Annotated in this window: 17 protein-coding genes (1 of these 17 running past the window's edge); all 17 read right to left on the bottom strand. The window is 67.5% G+C overall.

The annotated features are described in order from the left end of the window. Positions 1-110: 110 nt before the first annotated feature. Positions 111-863, bottom strand: coding sequence for an MBL fold metallo-hydrolase (locus tag AZL_RS24165; RefSeq protein WP_012977055.1), 753 nt, complete (start codon positions 861-863; stop codon positions 111-113). 5 nt (positions 864-868) lie between these two features. Further along, entirely contained in the window at positions 869-1,714 is an 846-nt protein-coding gene (locus tag AZL_RS24160; protein WP_012977054.1) for an ABC transporter permease, read from the bottom strand. Then, positions 1,711-2,508 (bottom strand): ABC transporter permease, encoded by a 798-nt coding sequence (locus tag AZL_RS24155; protein ID WP_042445480.1) that lies wholly within the window; start codon positions 2,506-2,508, stop codon positions 1,711-1,713. The genes AZL_RS24160 and AZL_RS24155 overlap by 4 nt, the downstream gene beginning before the upstream one ends. A gap of 118 nt (positions 2,509-2,626) precedes the next feature. Then, positions 2,627-3,790, bottom strand: a complete 1,164-nt coding sequence (locus tag AZL_RS24150; protein ID WP_371304245.1) for an extracellular solute-binding protein — start codon at positions 3,788-3,790, stop codon at positions 2,627-2,629. A gap of 74 nt (positions 3,791-3,864) precedes the next feature. Then, positions 3,865-4,980, bottom strand: coding sequence for an ABC transporter ATP-binding protein (locus AZL_RS24145; RefSeq protein WP_012977051.1), 1,116 nt, complete (start codon positions 4,978-4,980; stop codon positions 3,865-3,867). 141 nt (positions 4,981-5,121) lie between these two features. Beyond that, positions 5,122-6,129 (bottom strand): LacI family DNA-binding transcriptional regulator, encoded by a 1,008-nt coding sequence (locus AZL_RS24140; RefSeq protein WP_012977050.1) that lies wholly within the window; start codon positions 6,127-6,129, stop codon positions 5,122-5,124. A gap of 57 nt (positions 6,130-6,186) precedes the next feature. After that, complete coding sequence (locus AZL_RS24135) at positions 6,187-6,696, bottom strand: lysozyme (RefSeq protein ID WP_042445203.1); 510 nt, start codon at positions 6,694-6,696, stop codon at positions 6,187-6,189. Between the two features lie 93 nt (positions 6,697-6,789). After that, on the bottom strand, positions 6,790-13,101 hold the full coding sequence (locus AZL_RS37160; protein WP_042445200.1) for a LamG domain-containing protein: 6,312 nt from the start codon (positions 13,099-13,101) through the stop codon (positions 6,790-6,792). 1 nt (position 13,102) lies between these two features. Further along, entirely contained in the window at positions 13,103-13,312 is a 210-nt protein-coding gene (locus AZL_RS24125; RefSeq protein ID WP_042445197.1) for a hypothetical protein, read from the bottom strand. Continuing rightward, complete coding sequence (locus tag AZL_RS24120; protein WP_148219603.1) at positions 13,309-13,704, bottom strand: hypothetical protein; 396 nt, start codon at positions 13,702-13,704, stop codon at positions 13,309-13,311. The genes AZL_RS24125 and AZL_RS24120 overlap by 4 nt, the downstream gene beginning before the upstream one ends. Further along, on the bottom strand, positions 13,701-18,338 hold the full coding sequence (locus tag AZL_RS24115; RefSeq protein WP_042445196.1) for a TipJ family phage tail tip protein: 4,638 nt from the start codon (positions 18,336-18,338) through the stop codon (positions 13,701-13,703). The genes AZL_RS24120 and AZL_RS24115 overlap by 4 nt, the downstream gene beginning before the upstream one ends. Continuing rightward, on the bottom strand, positions 18,331-19,038 hold the full coding sequence (locus tag AZL_RS24110; RefSeq protein ID WP_042445193.1) for a C40 family peptidase: 708 nt from the start codon (positions 19,036-19,038) through the stop codon (positions 18,331-18,333). The genes AZL_RS24115 and AZL_RS24110 overlap by 8 nt, the downstream gene beginning before the upstream one ends. Positions 19,039-19,081: 43 nt before the next feature. After that, entirely contained in the window at positions 19,082-19,825 is a 744-nt protein-coding gene (locus AZL_RS24105; RefSeq protein WP_012977044.1) for a phage minor tail protein L, read from the bottom strand. A gap of 33 nt (positions 19,826-19,858) precedes the next feature. Continuing rightward, a complete protein-coding gene (locus AZL_RS24100; protein ID WP_012977043.1) occupies positions 19,859-20,248 on the bottom strand; it encodes a phage tail protein in 390 nt (129 codons plus the stop codon). A 3-nt stretch (positions 20,249-20,251) separates the two neighbouring features. Further along, complete coding sequence (locus AZL_RS24095; RefSeq protein ID WP_012977042.1) at positions 20,252-21,463, bottom strand: hypothetical protein; 1,212 nt, start codon at positions 21,461-21,463, stop codon at positions 20,252-20,254. Between the two features lie 15 nt (positions 21,464-21,478). Continuing rightward, positions 21,479-21,712, bottom strand: a complete 234-nt coding sequence (locus AZL_RS24090; RefSeq protein ID WP_012977041.1) for a hypothetical protein — start codon at positions 21,710-21,712, stop codon at positions 21,479-21,481. Between the two features lie 86 nt (positions 21,713-21,798). After that, positions 21,799-22,008 carry the 3' portion of a hypothetical protein gene (locus AZL_RS24085; RefSeq protein ID WP_042445190.1) on the bottom strand. The gene runs 165 nt beyond the window's last position, so the window shows 210 of its 375 coding nt (coding positions 166-375); its start codon lies beyond the right edge, outside the window; the stop codon is at positions 21,799-21,801.

The raw sequence follows: 22,008 nt of genomic DNA, 5'->3' as shown, positions 1-22,008 counted from the left end.
TAGAGTCTTCCCACGGGCGGCAGGCCATCCCGTGGGGGCGATCAAGCGGGTTCGGGTGGATGGTCGGCGGGGTGTGCCGGGCGGCTTGGCCCGGGCTTCGGCCGCGAGCGTCAGATCGGAGTCCGAGGCGCCAGGGCGATCCGCTCCCCGGGCTGGGCAAGGCTGATTCGCGGATCGGCGGCGCAGGCGGCGGCCAGACGCTCCCGCTCGCCCATGCGGACATGGTAGAGGCGCATTTCGCCGACACCGAGCCGGGCGGGGAAGTCGGCGAGCTGGCCGTAGGCGGCGTGGAAGAGCTGGGTCGGATCCGGCTCGACGGTCAGGCACTCGTGGAACAGCAGATCGGCGTCCCGGAAGAGCTCCTCCGACTCCGGCGTGGCGCGGCCGTCGCCGGAATAGGCGAAGGCGACGCCGCCCGCTTCCAGCCGGATGGCGCGGTTGGGCATCGAATGCCGGGTCAGCGCCGTGCGCAGGCGGAAGGGGCCGAGCCTGCCATCCGTCGGGGTCTCGACCCAGCGCAGGGGAAAAGAGAGCGACCGTTCGGGATCGGTGGCGCCGGCCTGGAACAGCAGCGCCAGCTGCTTCCAGCCGCCGATGGTGGTGACGATGTCCAGCGGCTTGCTGCGGCGGTCGTCGGTCCAGCGGATCAGGGCCGGGACCAGACCGAAGCAATGGTCGGGGTGGTGATGGGTGAAATAGAGCGCGTCGATGGCGTCGGGATCGGGCACCTCGCGCCACAGGGCGGACGGCACCGAATGGCCGCAGTCGATCATCAGGCGGAAGCCGTCGGCGGCGACGATCAGCGAGGAATTGGCGAAGGAGGGGTCGGCGGCTTCGCCGACGCCCAGCACCTGGATGTCCATGGAGGTCAATGTCCGACTTTGGCCAGCACGTCGGCCTTGAGGAAACGTTCGATCACCAGCATGAAGCCCACCGAGGGAACCAGCAGGATCAGCGCGGTGATCGCGGCGATCTGGAAATTGCCACCCATGCCGGCGTTGAACATCAGCAGCGGCAGGGTGGAGATGTCGGGAACGCCGACGAAATAGGTGCCGGTGAACTCGTCCAGCGATTCGAGGAAGACGAAGATCGAGCTGGCCATCACCCCCGGCGCCGCCAGCGGCAGGGTGACGCCGAAGAAGCTGCGCAAGGGGCCGGCGCCCATGTCGCGCGCCGCCTCCTCCAGCGAGCGGTCGATGGCGCCGAAGGCGGCGGCGGTGATCCAGACGGAGAAGACCAGCCCGTGCACCGTGTGGACCAGCACCACGCCCGCCACGGTGCCGTTCAGCCCCAGCGTATAGAAGATGCGCGCCACGTTGATGTAGACGGCGACGCTGGGAAAGGCTTGCGGCAGCAGGAAGGCCAGCAGGATCGCCCCGCGCCAGGGCAGCCGCAGCCGGGCCAGCGCGTAGCCGGCGGGAACCGACACGGCGAGGCAGGCCGCCACCGTCAGCAGCGCGATGGTGACGCTGGTCGCCAGCGACGCCATGGCGTTGGAACGCGGGGCGAACACCCGTTCCCAGAAGGAGAAGCCGTATTGCAGCGGCAGCGTGTGGGGGAAGTACCATTTCTCCGCCACCGCCCACAGGCCGAGATTGGTCAGCGGCCCGAAGATGACGAAGGCCAGCAGCCCCAGCGCCAGCCCGCGCGGAATCCAGGCGAGAGTCTGGGCGAGAGTCTGGGCGAGCGCCCGCGTCGGGAGAAGGGCGGTCATCGCGCACCACCCTGGCGCACGCCGTGCCGCAGATAGAACCAGCCGACCAGACCGGCCATGGCGTAGGAGACGAAGCCGAGGGCGTTGGCGACGCCGTAATCGCCATGGGCGTTGATGCGATAGGCCATGTCCACCGTGATCATCGTCGGGCTGTTGGGGTTGATCATCATCGGCACCGACATCACCGACAGCATGGTCACGAAGCTGAGGATCAGCCCGACCACCAAAGTCGGCCGGACCTGGGGAACGACGATCTCGCCGAGGATGCGCAGCCGTCCGGCGCCGAGATCGCGCGCCGCCTCGATGGTGGAGCGGTCCAGCGAGGCCATCGCGCCCGCCACCATCAGCGCCACGAAGGGCGTCTGCTTCCAGACGAAGGTCACCACCACGCCACGCCAGTCGAGCAGGCTCGCCGCCTGCAACGGCTCGATGACGCTGCCGCCGATCAGCAGGTTGTTCATCAGACCGTTCTTGGCCAGGAAGGACCGCATCATCTGGGCGGCGACGATGAAGGGGATGAACAGCGGCCAGCGGTAGAGCCAGCGCAGCAGGGTCACCGCCACCCGGTTCTCGCCGAGCGTCAGATAGCCGCCGATCGCCACCGACAGCACGGCGACCAGGGCGGAGGACAGCAGCACGATCGCCAGCGTGAAGGCCATGTCCAGGCTGTACAGCTCGAACGCCTTGGCGATGTTCGCCAGCGTCCAGCCGCCGTTGCGGCCCTGGAAGGCGCTGAGCGCCGACAGGCCGAGCGGATAAAGGAAGAACAGCGCCACCATCGCCAGCGCCGGCATGACCAGAAGCACGCCCCAGACCCAGCCGGGGACGGTCGCGGCGGGCGGCTGGGTGACGGGCAGGGCGGGGGCGCCGTCTCCCCCGCCGGGGCGGGGGAGGGAAGCCGGCCGGTCGGCCTCAGTTGGCAACGGTGCGCTCATAGGCTTCCATGATGTCGGTGAAATAGCCCGACAGCGGGAAGGGCTTGCCCTTGCTCGCCAGCTCGTCCGGCTTCACGTCGGTGAACAGCTTGGCCCAGGTCTGGGCGTCCAGCTTGGGCTGCACATAGGTGGCGTCGATGCCCGGATACCAGTTGAAGCGCTTGACGATGCCGTCGGCCTGCACCTCGGGGCTGGTCGCCAGCTCGATGAATTTGCGGGCGGCCTCCTGGTTGGCGGCCTTGGCCGGGACGGCATAGTACATCGGCTGGCCGGGCATGCCCGGACCGATCAGTTGCAGCTTCATCGCCGGGTTGAGACGGCCGTCGGCCTGCCAGCTATAGAACATGTCGACCCACACCGGCCCCATGGCGATCTCGCCGCGGTTCAGCATGTCGAGCGTGCCGGCGTTGCCGGGGGTCAGCGTGACGCTCTTGTTGAACTCCTTCAGGCCGGACAGCGCCTTTTCGATCGCCGGCTTCATCGCCGCGTCATAGGGCCCCTTCTCCAGCTTGGCGGCGTCGCCGATGTTGGCGGCGGCCCAGCCGGTGACGAAGCCGACGCCCGACATGCCGCCCTTGATGCCGTTGTAACCGAAGGCCTTCGGGTTGCCCTTCACCCATTCCGCCAGTTCGGCGTAGGTCCTGGGCGGCGCCTTCACCAGATCGGGGTTGTAGGCCAGCGCGATCTGGCTGTGGAACATCGGCAGGACATAGCCGGTGACGTCGGTGCCGAGCGCGTTGCGCGCGCTGTCGCGGCTGGCCAGCGCGCCGGTCTTCACATCGCCGACATAGGCCGAGAGCATCTTCTCCTGCACCATCTGGCCCGCCATCTTCTGATGGATGACGGCGACGTCGACGTCCCACTTGGCGGCGCCGGCGGCGGCCTCTGCGCTCAACTTCTCATAGATCTTCTGCGACCCGCCGTCGCCCGGCCCGGTGCCGGCGGCGCGGACCTTCACGCCCGGATTCTGGGCCTCGAACTTCGGCGCCAGATATTCGTTGACGTAGTCGACCATGTTCTGGTCGCCGGCGGTGAGCACGGTCAGCACCGTCTCGGCCTTCGCCGATGCGGCGGAAAGACCGGCGGCGAGGGCCAGAGCGGCGGCGCCGGCCAACAGCGTCCTCGGCATCACGAGCTTCATAAGATCCCCCTGCTTCCAGGTTGGTTGGGCCATTTGGCTTGGTCGGGTGGCTTGGTCGGGTGGTTGGAAACGCCTCAGGCCGTTCCCGCCGCCTGCTGGCGGATCGGGAAGCAATGCAGGGCCGAAGGCGGGATGACGATGGCGACGGCATCGCCGGTGGTCCGGCGTTCGTCGTCGTCGACCAGGAAGACCGTGCCGCCGACCGCGACGCCGTAGCGCCAGCGGCCGCCGGGATAGGCGGTCTGGGTGATGCGGCCGCGCAGGACCAGTGCGCCGGCCGGCGCCTCGCCGGAGGCGGTCAGCCGTACGGATTCGGTGCGGAAATGGGCGGCGACCGGTCCGGCTTCCGTCGTCCCTGCCTCGATCATCTCGGCCTGCGCGCCGTCCTGGCCGAGCGGCAGGCTGGCGGCGTCATGGTCCGGGCCGGCGGCGATCTCCAGCGTCCGCTCCGTCCGCGTCGCCTGCAAGGTCACGACATTGTCGGCGCCGAGGAAGCTGGCGACGAAGGCGCTGGCCGGGCGGCGGTAGATCTCCTCGGGTGTGCCGATCTGGGCGATGGTGCCGGAATTCAGGATGACGATGCGGTCGGCCATCACCATGGCCTCCTCGCGGTCATGCGTCACATGGACGGCGGTGATGCCCAGCCGCTGTTGCAGCGCGCGGATCTCGTGGCGCAACTCCAGCCGGATACGGGCGTCGAGGTTGGACAGCGGCTCGTCCAGCAGCAGGATTTCGGGATTGACCGCCAGCGCCCGGCCGAGCGCCACGCGCTGGCGCTGGCCACCCGACAACTGGGTGACGTTGCGCTCGGCCAGCCCGTCGAGCTTCAGCAGCCGCAGCATCTCCGCGACCCGCTCGGCGATGCGGGGGCGGGTCCAGCGGCGCAGCTTGAGCCCATAGCCGATGTTCTGGGCGGTGGTCATGTGCGGCCACAACGCATAGGACTGGAAGACCATCGCCGTGTCGCGCCGTTCCGGCGGAGCCTTGGTCACGTCCCGCCCGGCGATGGCGATGCGTCCGCCGTCCACCGGCACGAAGCCCGACACCGCCCGCAGCAGCGTGGTCTTGCCGCAGCCCGACGAGCCGAGCAGCGCCACGAACTCGCCCGGCTGGACATGCAGGCTGACGCCGTTCAGCACGCGGGACCCGCCATAGGCGACCGTCAGATCCTCGACATGCAAGTCCGCCATGGCCGCACCCTCTCCAGCGTTCCCGATCGCGTCAGCGGCCTTGCATGCGTATGCAAAGCCGCTGATGCAGGGTTTAGGCGCGAAGCGTGACCTGCGGATGATGGATTTATAACGCTTTGATGAATGCGTCGGCGCGACGCGTCACAGGCGCGCCGATCCGCGCCTGACCAGGACCGGGGCCGGGCGGTGCAGCACGGGCGGCGCCTCGGGATCGGCCAGCCGGCGCTCCAGCATGTCGAGCAGGATCGACACGATGCCGTCGACGGGGTTGCGGACGGTCGTCAGCGCGAAACTCGGCCAGGCGGCCATCGGCACATCGTCGAAGCCGATGATGGACAGATCCTCCGGCACCCTCAGGCCGAGCGCGGTGCGCGCGGCGTCGAGCGCGCCGAAGGCCATGGCGTCATTGCCGCAGAACAGGGCGTCCGGGCGGTCGGGACCGGCGAGCAGCCGCAGCGCCTCGCGATGGCCGCTGTCGTAGCTGTAGTCGCCCTCTCCGGCGGCGGCCAGAGGGATGTCCAGTTTCGCCAGCTCGTCGCGGAAGGCGCCGCCGCGTTCCTGTTCGGAAAAGGCGGTGGGGCGTCCGCCGAGATAGGCGATGCGGCGGTGACCGGCGGCGGCCAGCGCGCGGGCCACCAGACGGGCGCCCAGCGGGTTGTCGCAGCAGATGCTGTCCACCCCGTCGGCCGCCACCGCCCGGCCGTAGAGGAGCAGCGGGGTACCCAGCGCCATCAGGCCACGGATCGCCATCGGCGACACGCTGCCGGCGGTCACCACCACCGCATCGACCTGATAATCGAGGGCGGCCATCGCCGTGCCGTCCAGCGGGTCGGCCGGATCGCCGCGCACCAGCAGCGGCTGCCTGCCGCGCGACGTCAGGCCGCGGGTCAGCGTTTCGAACAGATAGGGCTGGAACGGCCCGTCCAGATCACCCATGACGACGCCGATCAGGTTGGTGCGACGGGTCGTCAGGCTGCGCGCGATGGCGTTCGGGCGGTAGGACAGCCGCCGCGCCGCCTCCAGCACGCGGGAGCGCATCTCCGGCGACACGCTGCCGCCCTCGGTAAAACACCGGGAGACGGCCGACTGAGACACGCCCGCCAACCGCGCCACATCCACCGCGGTCGCCCGCCTACGCTCCCCCGTCACCGTTCCCCCCTTGAAAGAGGCGACAGTGTAGAGGCTTCGCGGCCAGGCTGCCAGCCGTCACGCGGCAGGCGTGTCGACGGCCTGCGGCATCGGGTCCGCCGCCGCCATCCTGGTCAGGAACAGGTTGCGGCGAAACAGCAGGGTTTCGGCCTCCCGGCGCTTCACCAGACCGGGGAGCTTGGTTTTCCGGCCCTGGACGGTGGCGTTGACCCAGCGGCCGAACTCGCCGGCCGCCCCCTCGGGATCGCCGCCGTTGAGGCGTTTCAGCAGGGTCGAGGATTGGAAATTGCCCCGGCCCAGATTGAAGACGAAGCTGGCGAGCGCGCCGCGCTGGCCGCCGGTCAGCGGCACCGTCACCAGCGCATCGACCGCGGCGGCGGCGGCGGCGAGGTCGTCCGCCAGCAGAGCCTCGGCCTTTTCGGCGGTGATGCGCTGGCCCAGCGACACGCCGGCGGTGTGGCCGTAACCGATGGTCGGGATGCCGGCCGGGCAGAGATAGGCGTCGAGCGACAGGCCCTCGAAATGCTTCACAAGCTCGATGGCGGCCTTGCAGATCGGATCGGGCATCGGTTGTGCTCCCATGTGGGTTTTGAGGAGATGCGGGTCGGGCTCGGTCCCGGGGGTGCCGCCGGGACCGGCCGTGTCGGGCGCCCCCGCGCGTCAGGCGACGTAGTCGTAGACGATGTTGACCGGGTAGGGCCTCAGGTTGGTGATGCGGTGGAGTTCGGTCCCGGCCGCGCCGTTGCGCTTGATGGTGTAGTCGGTCTTCGGCACCGCCAGCTCATACTCGTCACGGGCGAGCGTGACGGCGTCGACGCTGGGCGAGAAGTTCGGATTGTTGGTTTTCAGCGAGAACAGGAAGTCGATGCTGCCGATGGCTTCGACATTCAGGTTGGCGAGCGCGTTCTGCAAGGTCAGGTAATCATTGCCGTTCGCGTCAACGGCGACGCCGGTGGAGGAGGAGAGGGGAGCCCAGGCCGAGCCGTTCCATGTCTTCCAGCTCGCGCGCCCGTCGAAGCTGACCGCCCACCTGATGCTGGTGCCGGGCGGGGTGGTCTGGCTGATCGTCGCCGAATGGATGGTGCTCCAGTCCGACACGTCGATGCTGGTCGCCGCCGTGGTCGAGACGGCGAACGGGCCGGTGACATATTGCTGGCCGTAGGGAATCGTGGGCGGGGTGAAATTGGAGGTCCAGCGGGCCACGGTGCTGTAGCGGAACTCGTCGATCCACATGCTGCTGGTCTGAGAGCCGTCAGGCTGTGCGAGAAGTTGGAAGTTGCCGGCGGTATCCTGCCGGACACCGTTCGCCCAGGTGCGGTTTGCATTGGCTACCCCATCCACATAGATCGTCACGGTCGTCCCACTGCGGACGAATGCGAAGTGGTGAGTCCCTGTGGCAATGTCAGTGGAGCTGAAGTCGTTGTAATTTCCGGCATTGTCGTAATATTGGAAGGTAATGACCGAGCCAGTCCAGTAGGCTGAAATCGACCAGGTGGTGCCATTGTTTTTGCCGAACATGCGACCCGCTCCGACTCCAACATTTGCCCAGAAGTCGAAGGTGTAATCGCCGGTTGGGCAGAACTCCAGAGAGTGCGGGGCATAAAGGTAGTTACCGGCGGTGCCGTTGCCCTGGAGCGCTCCGCCGCCGAACCTGGAGTTGACCGTGGTGATTCCAAAGTTGTTCCCGGTCAAAACAGGAATGAGGTAGCGCCCATCTTTCACCGTGCGGGCGTTGCCGCTGGCGGCGATCATGGCGCTGTTGCCGGACAGTTCCTTGACCCATTTCTGGCCGACCGCGCCGTTGAACACCCACATCAGCGTGGTCATGTCGTCGGCCACCAGCGTGGCGGGCGTGAAGTTCGCGGTGTAGCGCGGGTTTCCGTTGGTAATGCGAATAGCGTCGAAGTAACCGTCACCGATAGCGAGGGGATTGTTCCAGGCACCTACCCACAAGTTGCCGACGCTGCCCGGCGTGGTGAATTGTGTAGAAGGCGCTGCTATGGCACCAGCGATACCATTGACATAGACACACCATCCCCGGCCTTCCCGAACAAAGGCGAAATGGTTCCATCCGGTTGCCGGAGCGGGTCCAGTCGCGATTGCGCTTCCATTGACGTAGAAGGTCGTGCCGGAAGGGCCTGCGCCGCCCCGCATAGACCCGGAATCCGGGTTCTGACCAATCTGGAAGATTGCGAGGGAACCACCCGCAGGAATGTACGCCCAGGCTTCTACGCACCATTTGGTATAGTTGCCGAAATACAGAGGGTGACCCGCTGCCGGATTGTCGGGAAGCAGCCATTGCGCGAACTGAGACCCGCCCGTATATAGACTGGTACTATGCCCGCCGCGGGCCTGCGCGCTGGAAAGAGCCGCGGCGTTGGTGAAGGCGAGGGTCGTGGTAGTCGTACTGAAGGCACTAGTGCCGTAGCTGCTGCCCGACGAGTCCAGCGTCACCACATCGCCGTTCGCGCCTTCGAAATGCAGAAGGACTACGGTGCGGTCATCGGCGGTGTAGGGAGCGGTCGGCGGGGTGAAGTTGGAAATCCAGACGGCCTCGCCCCGCTTTATCCGCACCTCGTCGATATAGCCGGCCATGATCGAGGAGTTGTCGCCAACTCCGCCGAAGTAATGATAGGGGCCGCCCATGGTGATTGAGCCGGTGCCGACGGTGTGGCTGCCGATCTGCGTGCCGTTGAGGAAAATGTAAAGCGTGCCGCCGTTGCGCACCACGGCCAAATGGTTCCAGCTGTTGACCGCCGGCACGACGCCGGTGCCGACGCCGTTGGCGACGTTCCAGCTGGAGTTGTCGGTACTGATGTAGGCGGTGATCGCTCCGCCGGCGCCGTTGGTACGGATTTGCATGCCGTAGGCGTTGTTGCCGGCGCACCACAGGCAGCCGTCGGCGGTATTGGTCTTGTAGAACCACAGATCGGTGGTGAAGTTGTTGTCGCCCAGCGCCAGATCGGCGTGCGGCGTGCTGGCCCAACCGATGACGCAGCTGCCGCCGGCGCCCAGCTTAAAACTGGTGGTGCCGAATTTGGCCTGCTCGTTGGAGATCGTCGCGCCGGTACCGCCGAGTAGGATCGGTCGGCCGCTGTTCGCCCGATCCTTCAGAACTTGTCCGCCATGCCCGTCGTCGAAGGTGAACAGGTGGATGCTATTGGCATCTGCCACCTCGGCGGCTGATGGTGTTGCATATGCTGCGGTATGCCGAGCCACCCGTGATACATGCACCTGATCAATCCAGCCGACGGGGCTGTAACCCGCTCCAGAGAGCGACCCACCGATGCGCATGCCGGCTGCTGGAAATGACGTGGAGTCTGCACGCGACGCCGCAACGACCCCATTCACATACATCGTCATAGTGCCGGCGTATCGAACGACCTCCACAAAATGCCAAGTATCTGCGGCGGAAACAAATGAAGAGGTGGTAGCGGTGGCGTGAACATAGAAATAGAATTTCCCCTGGTTCGCCCAGTTTCCATACATGCCGATAAGAAGCTGTGGCCAATATGTAGAACCGGAGTCGCGGCAGTCGATGAAGTCGAAAGCCGCAGATGTTCCCATAACTTCAGAGGAAATCCTGATCCAGCAGGAAACGGTGAAGTCCTGATTTGCACCGAAACCCAGCTTGTAGGACTTTGGAACTGTCCAATAGGATGAGCCGTCAAGCCACCCGCAATGCGTTCCGAAGGGCGTGATGCCGCGCTCGTCGATGATCTCGGTCGAACCGTTGGCGCCGTCGGCATGGATCAGCAGCTTGGTGGCGCTGTCGATCTGCCCGCCTGCCATGTTGTGGAGCTGGAAAGCCCCGGCGGCCTGATCGGTGCCGGTGGCGGCGTTCTCCTGGCTGTATTGCGCCTCGGTGTTGTATTCGACGGTGAAGGTCTGGCCGACGAACTGCGTGTAGACGGCCGGGATCGTCTGGGCCGGCACGCTGACCGACCCGGCCGCCGGGATCGTCGTCACCGCGGACTTGGCGACCGAACCGCGGGTACTGACGAGAGGCTGGCCGTTGACGGTGGGCTGCTGGGCGAAGTCGATGACTTTGCTGGAGGCGTCCATGGTGAACACCCTCCGCGGCGACAGCCGCCCGGCGTATAGCCCGTAGCCTCCGTTGTTGACGATCAGGTTGAGCGACCGGGGACCGCCCAGCGTGCCGTTGCCGGACCCGTTGATCTGATAATAGGCGTCCAGCGCATCGACGTCGTTGCCGAGGACAAGGGAGGCCTGCCCGGCGGCGTTGGTGGTGCGAATCGCGATGTCCGTCGCCGCCAAGGCGCCGGTTCCTGTGCGCTTGACCAGCGTGTCGGGGGACGCGGCTGTATCGATGGGGGCGTTGCCGGCATGCCAGACGCTGTTGTTGTCCACCTGCATGCCGGTGGCGACATTCAGTTTGGCCCCGCCGGTCGGCATCATGGTGGTGCCGATGGCGGTCAGCGACCCGCCCTCCGAGATCGCGAGGTTCTTCCAGGCCGACCCGCCGAAGGCGCCGATGCGCCCGCGGTCGTTGCCGTCGTCGAAGCCGACGAAGCTGAACTTCGTCCCGGCGGCGTTCTCCACATGCAAGGCTTCAACAGCCGACGAGCGCACGTTGAGGCCGCCGGTGAAGGTCGCTCCCGAAAGCTGGGCGTATCGCCCGTCGGCCGCCGCGCGGTCCGGAATGTCGGTCGCCGACGCCACGCCGATGGCGCGCTTGGCGGCGGTGTTCTCGGAGGTCTGGGCGAGCAGGCCGGTTCCGGAATCGAGCGCCGCGATGGAGGTCAGCAGCCCGTTCAGCGGCTGGGCGTCGGTGATGCCGTAGCCGGCGCGCGTGGTCGGCCGGTTCTCCACCCCCGACCAGTCCACCGCCGTCGCCCGCGAGGCGGTGTAGGCTCGGTAGCCGGCGGCATTGTTCAGGTTGGCCTCGTCGATGACCCGGTACATCGGGCCGGACGTCCCGACCTGCACCGTATCGCCCAACTGCACGGTGGCGGTGGTCAGGGCGAAGCGTTCGGCGTCGCTGGCGACGGTGACCAGCCGCTCCAGCGCGCCAGCCGGCAGATTGGCGAGCGGAACGGTGCCGGTCAGCGCCGACGCCGACACCGCCGTGACCGGGATGGCGATGTCCTGGCTGCCGTCGAAGGCGGTCGCGGTGCCGGTCGCTCCACCCGACAGGCTGATGCTGCGCGGGGTGGTCAGCTTCGCCGCCCCGGCCGACAGCCGATGGTCCATCTCCTCCAGCGCTCCCTGCACGGTGCCGGCGGTGATGCCGCCGGTCGTCGCCACCGGGGCGGTGGTCGCGTCGAAACCGACGGCGACCGCTTGATTGCCGGGGTTGAAGGTGATCTTGCCGCCGGGAGCCTGGACGAAATTCAGCAGCGAACCGGGGCTGCCGGCGGCGAAGCGCTGGGAGGTGCCGTCGCCGACGATGCCGAAATTGGAGCCGCCGACGATGGTGGCGGCGGTCTGGGCGTGGCCCTTGGCCTGTTCGGACCAGTGGAAGGCGGAATAAACTCCGGGGCTGGGCTGGTAGCCGACGGCGCCCTGGGCGAAGGCCTGGGCCAGATCGCGGGCGCCCTGGGCCTCGGTGCGGGCGGAAGCGGCCAGATCGCGGGCGGCGGTGGCGTCGGACTTGGCGGAGATGGCGTCGGACGCCGCTCCCGCCGCGGTCTGGGCGCTGTTGGCGGCGTTGATCTGCGACTGCCCGGCCTGGGTCGCGGCGACCTGCGCCGCCGTCATCGCGGTGGCCGCGCTGTCGCGGGCGGCTTCCGCCGCGGCTTTGGCCGTCATGCCGCCGGCCGCGGCGGTCTGTGCCGTCTGTGCCGCCGAACCGGCGGTGTCGGCCGACAGGGCGGCGGCGGCGGCCTTGACGCTGGCGGTCTGGGCGCTGGCGGCGGCGTCGCCGGCGGCGGTCTGCGCGTTGGTGGCCGCGGCGTCGAGGGTGGCGGCGCTCGTGGCGGCGGCGGCGGCGCTGCCGGCGGATTCATTCGCCTTGGTGCTGGCGATGGTCGCCTGGGCGGCGGCGTCCAGAGCATAGGACAGCGCCGACTTCAGGCTGCCGGAGACCGCGGCGTCGGTCTTGGTCGCCCAGTCCCGCGCCTGTGCCCCTGCGGCTTGCGCCGTGTCGCGCGCCTCCAGGGCGGTGTCCCGCGCCCCGGTCGCGATGTCGCGCGCGGCTTCGGACGCCGCCTTGGCGGATTGGGCGCCGGTCGCCGCCGCACTGGTCTCGGCGCGCGCCTCTAACACGATGTCCCGTGCCGCTTCCACCGCCGACAGGGCGGCGCTGGCCGTGGCCGCCTGGCTTGTGGCGGTGGCGGCGCTGCCGGCCGCGGCGTCGGCATGCTGGACGGCGCTGGCCGCCTGGGCGGTCGCGGTCGCGGCGGCGGTGGCGCTGTCCTTGCTCTGGGTGGCGACGGCGGCGGCGGCTTGCTCCACCGCCTGCCGGTCGGCCTTCACGGTGGCGATCGCCGCGCTGGCGTTTGTGGCCGCCTGCCGGGCGGTCGCCACGTCATCCTCGATCGCCGCGATGATCTGCGCCGCATGCTCGACGACCCCGTCGTCGAGGAGCTGGAGCAGGCGGGCCGGGCTTTCGACCAGACGGGTGACGCCCTTGCTGTCGGTCAGCGGGTATTTGCCGTCATGGTTCGGGCCGCCGTTCGGGGAGCCGCCGAGCCAGTCGTCATACTGGTCCTCGCGCACCGCCCATTTGGCGACCATCGCCGCGATCTCGCCGGCGAGCTCGGCATTGGACAGGGTCGCCGTGGCGGCGATGACGGCATAGGTGGCGGAGGCCGCCGCCTGCCCCTCCCACGGGCGGTCGAGGGTCAGGTTCCGGTCGTCGGCGACCTCGCGGATCTCATAGAGCGTCCTGCCGTCGGTGGTGAAGGCGGAGCCCGGACGCAAGACGCCCAGCCACATGGTGCCGGTGCCGGCGACGGCGGCCGATCCGGGGGTCAGGGCGACGGTGCCTTGGCGATACCAGCCGGCCATCTCAGGTCTCCTCGTTGGGGGTCGTGTCGGGATAGGGGTAGAGCGCGCGGATGGCCGAGAAGTCGGCGCGCATGCGCTCCCATTTGGCGGGGTTGCCATCCAGCTTGTCCTGCTGGGCTTCCAACTGTTGGGCAGCCGGCCAGGCGGCGAGATAGGCCCGCTCGCGCAGCTTCGCGATCTCGTCGCGGGTGCGTGATCTGGTGACGTTCATTGTGCGCCTTCCAAATCCACGGTGAATTCGGCGTCCTTCCAGGGGAAGGCGCGGACCGTGATGGTGTAGGTGCCGGGAAGGTCGGCGTACCGGAAGCAGCCGTCCGTCACCTCGTAGGTTTCGGTGGTTTCGAGAGCATGGCTGTAGACCTCGACGCGGCATGGGCATGGCAGGGCGTCAAGGTTGCGGGGAGCGGCGGGTCGTTCGGCGATGAGGCCATCCTCCACCCAATGGAGCGTGCTGCTCGTATCGGGCGAACATGGAATGGCTTTCTGCTCATGTGCCGCGGCCAGTCGCCGCATCGCTTCCTCGGTATGGCGGTTGGGGAGCGACACCACCGTCGCAATGCGGCCGGAGGCGGGGTCGTAAAGAGCGAAATGAGTCATTGTCATCGCATTGATCCGAAAGCAGTGCAGACGGCGCGGGATATCCTTACGGGAATATTGCTCAAGGGTCTGGCCGTAACTCCGTAGAAAACCCCAATTCCTTTTGGAATGTTCACAAGAGTGGAAAATGATCTCAGATGTCCACTTTCGCCGGCTGCGGAGAATATCGGTGTTCCCCACCCGCCATCATGGCTCATCCAGAGAGCATATTCAGCAATTCCTGTGAATCCTCTGTCACGATTATGGACGAATGTGACAAGTATAAGTTCTTGTCTGTCGTCAACAAGGGGAGGAACGTAAACATTTGATCCTATATCATGCCAGTTCCCATCATAGATCAGGGTATCTCCATCATTTTTTCCAACGGACTGGACGGTTACCGAACGACCGGCCAATTTCATCGTATCGACGGCAAGATCCCTGATCTTCGCGCTGTCGATCGAGGCGTCCTGGATGAAGGCGGATGACATGCTGATCCTGGGCGCGCCGTTCACGGTGCCGATGACGAAGGGATGGTCGACGCCACTGGCGACCGTCGGAATGCCGATCAGGAAGCGGTCGGCCCGCACGGCGAATTCGGCGACCATGCCGTTCTCGCCGGAGGGGTAGGAGGCGAGGCCGAAGCCCGACATCCAGCCGTTGTTGTCGATCTTGACGGTGTATTGGGCGGACAGGCCGTTCGCGGTCGAGGCGATCTGCTGGATCGATGCCGAGTTTCCGCCGATCGCGCTGTTCAGCGTGTTGATGCTCTGCGCAAGGCTGCCTTCGCCGTTCGCGCGGGCGGTGATCTCGTTCTGCAACGAGGCCGAGATGCCGCCGATGGAGGCGTGCAGACTGTCGATGCGTTGGGCCAGCGCGCCGTCTTGCGCCGCGCGGGCGTTGGTTTCGCTGGTCAGGCCGGCTTTCACGCCATCGATGGTGGCCCCGAAGGACTCCAGCCGCGTCGTGAGCGCGCTGGTCGCCGTCGCGGTGGCGGTGATGCGGCTGTCGTAACCGGCCAGGTTCTGGTTGAAGCCGGCGACGACGCTGTCGATGCGCTCGGCGGTGGTCCGGGTGTCGTTCGCCGTCGCGGTCAGCTTCGCCTGCACGCCGGCCAGATTGCCGTTCCAGACCGCGGCCACCGTGTCGATGCGCGTCGCCGTCGCTTCGTCGGCGGTCACCAGCGTCTTCAACTCCTCCTTGACGGTGGCGAACTGCCCGTCGAACTGGGCGGTGACGGTGGTGACCTGGCTGGCCAGCGACCGGGTGTCGTCCTGGACCTGTTTGACCTCCGCCTTCACCTCCGCGACGTTGGCTTCGCGTTGGCCGATCTCGCCGCGGATGCGGGCATAGCTGTCGTTGACGCGCACCAGTCCCGAGGTGACCGTCTCCGCGATCTTCTCGATCCCGGTGATGCGTTCGGCCAGAAGGGGGACGAGCTTCGATTCCGAGACCAGCTTGTCGGCGAGGTCGTTGTGGGAGATCTGCTCGGTGGTGGCGCCGGTGCCGATGTTGGAGTTGACGTCGCCGACATTGCCGCCGAGATCGACGGCGCGGACCCAGTAATAGCGGGTGACCAGCCCGCCCAGCCCGGCGCGCACGAAGGCGTTGCCCTTGACCGTGCTGATGACGGCGGCGGTCGACAGGGTGTTCGCCGCACTCTCCAGCACCTCGATGTGGGCAAGGTCGGTGTCGGGCGGATTGATCCAGGACAGGGAGATCTGGCGCAGCCCGCCGGTGGCGACCAGCCCGGCGGGCTGGCCGGGCGGCGTGCCCTTGCCGCGCACCGTGGCCCGGATTTCCGCCGCCCCCGAACGGCGGTTGTCATAGGCGAGTGCGGTGATGCGGATGGTATAGACGCCCTCCGCCGCCGGTTCGATGTCGAAGCTGCCGGCGCGGGTGACCTTCCATTCCTGCCACTGGCCGCCGGGCGTCATCACGTCGGCGCGGTAGCCGGCGATGCGGGCATCGTCGCTGGGCGTCCAGCTGACGGTCAGCCGGGCCTGCGGCAGGCCGTTGACCCAATAGGCGCTTTCCACCGCCGCGAGATTGGTGGGGGAGGGGATGGCGTTGGCGGCGCTCTGGGTCGCCACCGGCTCGATCTGCACGCCCTCCTCGACCCGGGCATATTTGCCGGGCTCGTGCAGCAGGGCGGTGACCTCGTAGACGCCCGGCGACTTCTCGCTGACGGCGCGCACGCGGAACAGACGCGGGGCGAGATTGGTCGCGGTCAGCATCCACACCGCATGCGGCCGCGGCACCGCGCCGCCGAGCGGAGCCGCATCGATGGCGAGCTGGTCGGTGGTGTGATCCCCCTGCACCGGGCGGCGGACCGGACAGTCGATCAGCCGCCCGTCCGGCAGGGTCAATGCCAGGACATGGCTCTGTCCGGCTTCCAGCGTCACCGTGTCGTCCAGCGTGACGACCTGCCGTTCCGGATCGTAGCCGACCATCCGGCCGCCGGTGCGCACCAGGGCCCAGTTCGGGTCGGCCAGCTTGATCACGTCGCCCGGCATGACGTCGAGATGATCGAAGGAACAGCGGTAGGTGACGGTCTCGGTCTCATGCTGCTCGCTGTCGAGCATCCACAGGCCGAGGCGCCGGGCCTGGCTGCGCCGGGTGCAGCCATAGGCCGTCGCCTCGATCGGCCGCCAGCCGTAGCGCTGGATCATCCCGCCATTCTCGACCACCTCCACCGTCGGGCGGTAACCGTCCTCGGGATCGTTGAAGGTGATCAGCGCCGCGGTGTGCCGGGCCTTCAGCGCCGTGCCGGAATAGGTGAAGGCGCCGCCGATGACGTTGGCCGGTGTCACCAGCTTGATCGGGTCGGCCGGCATGTCGGCGCGGGCCAGCACGCCGCCGGCCGACCAGAAGATCAGGCCGCGGAAGGTCGAGGCGATCGATTGCAGGACGCGGTAGGCCTCGGTCCGGCCGGAGATCACACCGTTGAAGGTGAAGCGCGGCTCCATGATGTCGCGGCCGCTGCCGTCGGTCCGGCCCGACTTGACCGGCTGGTCGCAATGGATGCCGATGCTGTAGAGCGACCAGCGGTCGACCGCCGCTTCCGAGATCGACTGGCCCAGGCCGTAGCGCCTGTTGGTCAGCAGATCATAGAGCACCCAGGCCGGGTTGTCGCTCCAGGCGGTCTTGAAGCTGCCGTCCCACTGGCCGGAATAGGTCCGCTTCTCCGGATCGTAGTTGGACGGGACCTTGATCTTCAGGCCCTTGACGTCATAGGCCCGTTCGGGGATCGAGTTTCCGAACTCCTCGGCCTTGACCGTCAGCGCGACCAGCGCCGAATTATCGTAGCCGAATTTGGACTCGACGATCTCGGCGTAATGGGACCAGGAAAAGCTGTTCTGGACCGAGGCGCGGGTCGGATCGGGGGTGACGCGGCTGACGCGGATGTCGTAAGGGCTCTTGCCCAGCTGGCGCAGCCCGACCTTGTAGGACCGTTCATAGGCGCTGGTGGTCTTGCCGGTCACCGTGTCTTCGACCAGGACCGTCCAGCGCCCGTCGGCCGCCCGCCCTTCGATGGACAGCTGCACCGTCGAGCCGTGCAGATTGCCGTTGGAGGTGTCCTGTTCGGTCAGGGCGTTCCAGCGCAGCACGATGCGGGCGGCGTCGGTCTCGTCGCCATGGATGGTGCGGACGACCGGGCTCGCCTGCTTCACCTCGGTACCGACCGCGACGGTGGTTTCGCTGGCGGTGAAGCCGCTGATCGGCTGCTGCGAGGGAAGGCCCTGGCGCTGTTCCCAGGTCACGCCCTTGAAATTCACCGACCCGTCGGGGGCGATCAGCGGCGTGCCGTCGAAATGGATGCTCTTCGCCCCGTCCACCAGCCCGACGATCTCGCCCTCGCCCAGCAGGTCGATCACCCGGGCGGTCGCGGCGGATTGCAGGCTGTTGGGATCCTCGGTGGCGCCGGAGCCGCCGCGGCCGGACTTGCCACCGCCGCCCTTGGCCCCCTGGATGCCGCCCGCCGGATTTCCATCCGAAGTTGTGGTGATGGCGGACGCCGCCGGCTGGGCCTGGGCGGATCCGATCTGCACGCTGTCCAGGCTGGAGGAGACGACGGTCGAGCCGACCCAGCAGCGGCCATAGACCAGAGGAACCGACCCGCCCTGTTCGCTGACATTGGCCGGACCGGAGAACAGATAGCTCTGCTTGGTGTCCGGCAGATTGGCCTTGGGCGTCGGCGACAGCATCTGGCTGATGCCGGACAGCATCATCGACGCGCCGAACAGGGCGATCGAACCGTAGGACACTGAATATCCGGCGATTTCAAAGGCGGCCGCACCAAGCCCCTGGGTCGGGCCGAGAGCGCCGACGACCGCCGGTGACGCGGCGATCGCCACGACCATGATCAGCGCGCCCATGATCGCCTTACCGGCGCCGCCGCTCTTGGCGCCGGCCGGCACCGGGATGATGTGCAGGTCGGCGCTGCCCAGCCCCAAGGTCAGGGTGTCGAGGGTCAGGTCGATGCCGCCACGCGAACGTGGGCCACGGACCAGCCGGTAGGAGCCTTCGCGGAAGACCTTGTCGAAATCGGGATGATTGGCGGCAAGCGCCCGGATCGCCTCGGCGGCGTCGCGCACCTGATAGTCGGCGCAGCGCCCGAACCGGCGGCCGAGCGCGCCATGCAGATGGATCCTAGCCATGAGCGAGATCCTTGTGACGCAGGATGTGGACGATCTGCCGGTGCCAGGGGCCGAAGGGTTCGCGGCGCGACAGGCGGCGCGGCAGGTGGTGCAGCAGCAGGCCGCCGTCGAGGACGACGCCGGCATGGTTGGGCACCGGCGACAGCACGGTCATCAGCGCGACGTCGCCGGCGACCGCCTCGCCGGATCGGACCACCGAGAAGCCGGCATCGGCGAAATGGTCGAGATAGAGATTCCCGCCCGCGTGCCACCATTCGTCGTCGCGCGGGAAATCCGGCAGCCGGATGCCCCGCTCCAGCAGGAACCAGTCGCGGACCAGGGCGTAGCAGTCGGTGACGCCGTGGCGGAATTCGCGGCCGATCAGATCGGGCACCGGCACGCCGTCGCCCCACAGGATCGGCTCGGAGCAGCGCTCCCCGTCGGTCGCCAGGATCGCCCAGGGGACCGCGCTGTCGATCTGGCCGCGCATGTCGGCGGCGGACGGGTGGGGCGGTCCGTCCGGATGGCTGTGGACGATGGCCTCGATGGCGCCGGCATGGGCGAGGTAATCGGCATCGTCGATGCGGAAATGGGCGGCGGGGTCGGTGGCGTGGTTGGCCAACGGCCGATAGCTCCCGGCCACGACCAATCCGCAGCTCTCGCGCGGATAGTCGGCAAGGGCGTGGCGCTTCATCGCGAGGATGGCGTCAGCGGTGAACATGCGCTGCTGGCTCCTCTCATCCTGGAGGGAAGGGATACCGGGGTCAGACCCGGATGCGGGAGACGCCGGGAAAACCGCCGAAGGGCAGGAGATCCTGGCTGTTCGGGTAGCGCAGCCGGCAGTCGGCCAGCCGCTTGCCGCAGGCATCCCTGGCCGGGTCGGCGCGCTCGCCGGTCGCGGTGAAGCAGGCGTCGCCGGCATAGGGACAATCGGCCCCCTCGAACGACCAGCCCGATCCGGTCCAGTGGCGATAGCGGCGGGTGCAGCCGTCGCGCAGCACCTGCCGGCCGGGCAGCATGGCGCCTTCCTGGTCGATCGCCGCCGACAGCTCGAATTCGACATGGGTGGCGGTGTGGGCGCTCTTGCGTTCGACCCGGTAGAGGTCGGGCGGGAAGAAGGCCAACGGGTCGGCTTCGGGCCGGCCATCGAGATAGCGGTCGAAGGTGCGCAGCCGCCTGACCTTGGCGCCGAGCAGATCGGAGAACTGATAGATCAGCGCCGAGATCTGGCGGTTGATGTTGGCGATGCGCAGGCGCGGCGTCGGCAGCGCGCCGGTCGCGGTCCATTCGAACCCTTCGGTCTCCATCTCGACCGGGACATAGGCGATGCCGCCGAAGAGGACCGGTTCCCCGCCGCTGCCCGACGGGGTGAAGTGATGGATCGTCCCGCCGGGATACATGGTCAGGTCCAGCGTGAACAGCGTGACATAGGCACCGGGATCGGGCGACTGGGCGGCGGCGGCAAGCGCCGGCCGTCCATCCCAGCCGGGGATGTTGGTCTGGCTCATCGTGAAGTCCTTGATGGGCGCCGGAACGGCCGGTCAGAGGTCGAAGACCTCGACGAAGGTCGCGGAGATGCTGGAAAACAGGTAATGGGTGCGGGTGCGCTTCCATTTGCCGCAAATCCAGCGCCGCGGGGCGGGCTCGCCGGGCGGTGTCCACAGGAAGCTTTCCGCACCCCGCCGCGCCCGCAGGAATTCCTCGATCGCCCGTGCCTGGTCGGTGTCGAGATACTCCCAGCTCAACGCATACTGGTCGCGGATGTTGTGGATGCCGTCGGGCGCCCGCTGGGTGTAGCCGTCGCCGAAGCCGGCGGTCAGTACCTTCACCTCCGGTTCGATGCTGCTGCCGGTGATCGGCGGGCAGGGCGGCAGGAAGACCGGGACGGCGGTCTGGCCCGTGGGTGCCTGGCTCGTGGTCGCAGCGGCCATGGCTCAGCCTCCGTAGCTCATGTTGTTCAGCATGCCGCCGGGACGCATCTGCTGGCGTAGCTCGTTGCCCATCATCGCGCGCAGCTGTTCCCTGACCGACGCGCCGATCCGCTCGGCCAGCGCCTTGTCCTGTTCGCGGTCGCCGGTGGATCCGCCGGCGACATTCACCGTGACCGACTGGTTGACCGCGCGGCCGCCATCCTGTGCCGCCTGGATCAGCCGATCAGCGTTCGTCATTTGTTCAGGCGTGAAGACGGCCTCGCCCTTGCGGGCGATGATCGGCACCTCACCCGCCACCAGACCGCCGCTGTGGAAGCGGGGGGCACCGGTGAACAGGCCGGCGGACAGCGTCCGTCCCGGCCGGGAGGTTTCGCCGATGACGCCGCCGCTGTGGAAGATCCACGAGATGACGCTGCTGATGCCCGACAGGATGCCCCCCGCCAGCCCGTTCTTGCCGAACAGCGAGGAGAAGAGGCCGGAGATTCCCGACATCAGGCTGTCGAGGAACCCATCCCGCTTGAAAAGCGAGGATAGTTTGGACGTGATGGTTCCAAGCAGGCTATCCGGCCTGAGATTCGAGAGAAGGGCGTCCAGGAAGCCCGTTTCGCTCGAAGCGGTCGGGCTGGTGGCGGTGTTGGTCGCTTGGTTGGGCGAGGATCCGCCTGCCGTCCCCGCATTGGTCGACGAGGTCGCGTTTCCCCCTGTCTGCGCGGTGGCTTGTTTGGCGGCCTGGGCGGGATCCTTTGGCTTCATGTTGATACCAAGCAGATCCAGGGCACCGACGGCGACCTGTTCCGAGGCCCAGTTCACGAAGAAGTCACGCAGCTTCTTCCGCATGCCGACGACCAGCTTGTCGAACGCCGTGCCGATCGTCGCCTGCTTGTTGATGACGCTGAGGACGCCGCTTTTCCAGTTGTCGACGAATTCCTTGATGCCGTCGCTGAATTTGAGCTGTACCTGCTGGCCGATGGACAGATTGTATCCGTTCAAGAGGGCGTCTTGTGTCTGCTGGGCTTTCTCGAGTTCCCCCTGGAAGAATGGCTTCTTGTCCTGGCCCGTCCCACCGGCGGCCGGGGCGGCCTGTCCCTGGGCGGAGCCCGCCGTCTGGTTGGTCGTCTGTAGCACGACGGACGCCGCGGCCCCCGTTACGGTCACCGTGAAAGGCTTGATGTCGAAGTTCAATGTTATGGTCGAGGATGGTGAAGCGTCGGCCATGATGCTCCCTTTCTGTTAACCGAAGCGGGCACGCAGCCTGGTTCTTGCTCTTTCCGTCAGGCCCGGCTGCCCGTCCGCTCGTCCGTCTTCCGGCTGGCTTGAAAAGACGAGCGGGGTGCCGACCCGCCGGCGCAAGCGGTCGTGCAACTCGCTGGCGCCGATGCCGGCGGCGGTCAGATGCACCGGCAACCAGTCGGCCATCTCCTCCGCGCGCAGGCGGTCGATCTCGCCGAACAGGGCCCAGAACATCCGAACCGGCAGCGCCAGCAGGCGCAGCGGATCGATGCCGTAGAAGCGGCTGACGCGGGCGAAGCAATAGGCGAAGTCGAGCCGCGTCAGCGTGCCCGACGGCTCCCCCGCTTGCCCGCCCGCGACTCCCCCGGTCGGTTCTCCTCCAGCCTGTTCTGCCCCGGCGCGCTTCCTTCCGTCGGACCGATCCCGCGGATGAAGGCCAGCAGGATCATGAGCTGCGCGAGGTCGAGGCCGAGGATGTCCTCGCGCGGGGTGTCTTCGAGATGGCCGGCGATCAGGTCGATCAGGATCGG

Source organism: Azospirillum sp. B510 (genome assembly GCF_000010725.1).
Lineage (GTDB): Bacteria > Pseudomonadota > Alphaproteobacteria > Azospirillales > Azospirillaceae > Azospirillum > Azospirillum lipoferum_B.
This window is presented reverse-complemented; position numbering and strand designations above follow the sequence as displayed.

Coding starts and splice junctions, on each gene's coding strand:
- AZL_RS24165 (WP_012977055.1), bottom strand. CDS start 863: ATGGACATCCAGGTGCTGGGCGTCGGCGAAGCCGCCGACCCCTCCTTC.
- AZL_RS24160 (WP_012977054.1), bottom strand. CDS start 1,714: ATGACCGCCCTTCTCCCGACGCGGGCGCTCGCCCAGACTCTCGCCCAG.
- AZL_RS24155 (WP_042445480.1), bottom strand. CDS start 2,508: ATGCCGGCGCTGGCGATGGTGGCGCTGTTCTTCCTTTATCCGCTCGGC.
- AZL_RS24150 (WP_371304245.1), bottom strand. CDS start 3,790: ATGAAGCTCGTGATGCCGAGGACGCTGTTGGCCGGCGCCGCCGCTCTG.
- AZL_RS24145 (WP_012977051.1), bottom strand. CDS start 4,980: ATGGCGGACTTGCATGTCGAGGATCTGACGGTCGCCTATGGCGGGTCC.
- AZL_RS24135 (WP_042445203.1), bottom strand. CDS start 6,696: ATGCCCGATCCGATCTGCAAGGCCGCCATCGAGCTTGTGAAGCATTTC.
- AZL_RS37160 (WP_042445200.1), bottom strand. CDS start 13,101: ATGGCCGGCTGGTATCGCCAAGGCACCGTCGCCCTGACCCCCGGATCG.
- AZL_RS24125 (WP_042445197.1), bottom strand. CDS start 13,312: ATGAACGTCACCAGATCACGCACCCGCGACGAGATCGCGAAGCTGCGC.
- AZL_RS24120 (WP_148219603.1), bottom strand. CDS start 13,704: ATGACAATGACTCATTTCGCTCTTTACGACCCCGCCTCCGGCCGCATT.
- AZL_RS24115 (WP_042445196.1), bottom strand. CDS start 18,338: ATGGCTAGGATCCATCTGCATGGCGCGCTCGGCCGCCGGTTCGGGCGC.
- AZL_RS24110 (WP_042445193.1), bottom strand. CDS start 19,038: ATGTTCACCGCTGACGCCATCCTCGCGATGAAGCGCCACGCCCTTGCC.
- AZL_RS24105 (WP_012977044.1), bottom strand. CDS start 19,825: ATGAGCCAGACCAACATCCCCGGCTGGGATGGACGGCCGGCGCTTGCC.
- AZL_RS24100 (WP_012977043.1), bottom strand. CDS start 20,248: ATGGCCGCTGCGACCACGAGCCAGGCACCCACGGGCCAGACCGCCGTC.
- AZL_RS24095 (WP_012977042.1), bottom strand. CDS start 21,463: ATGGCCGACGCTTCACCATCCTCGACCATAACATTGAACTTCGACATC.
- AZL_RS24090 (WP_012977041.1), bottom strand. CDS start 21,712: ATGTTCTGGGCCCTGTTCGGCGAGATCGACCGCCTGCGCGCGGAGGAG.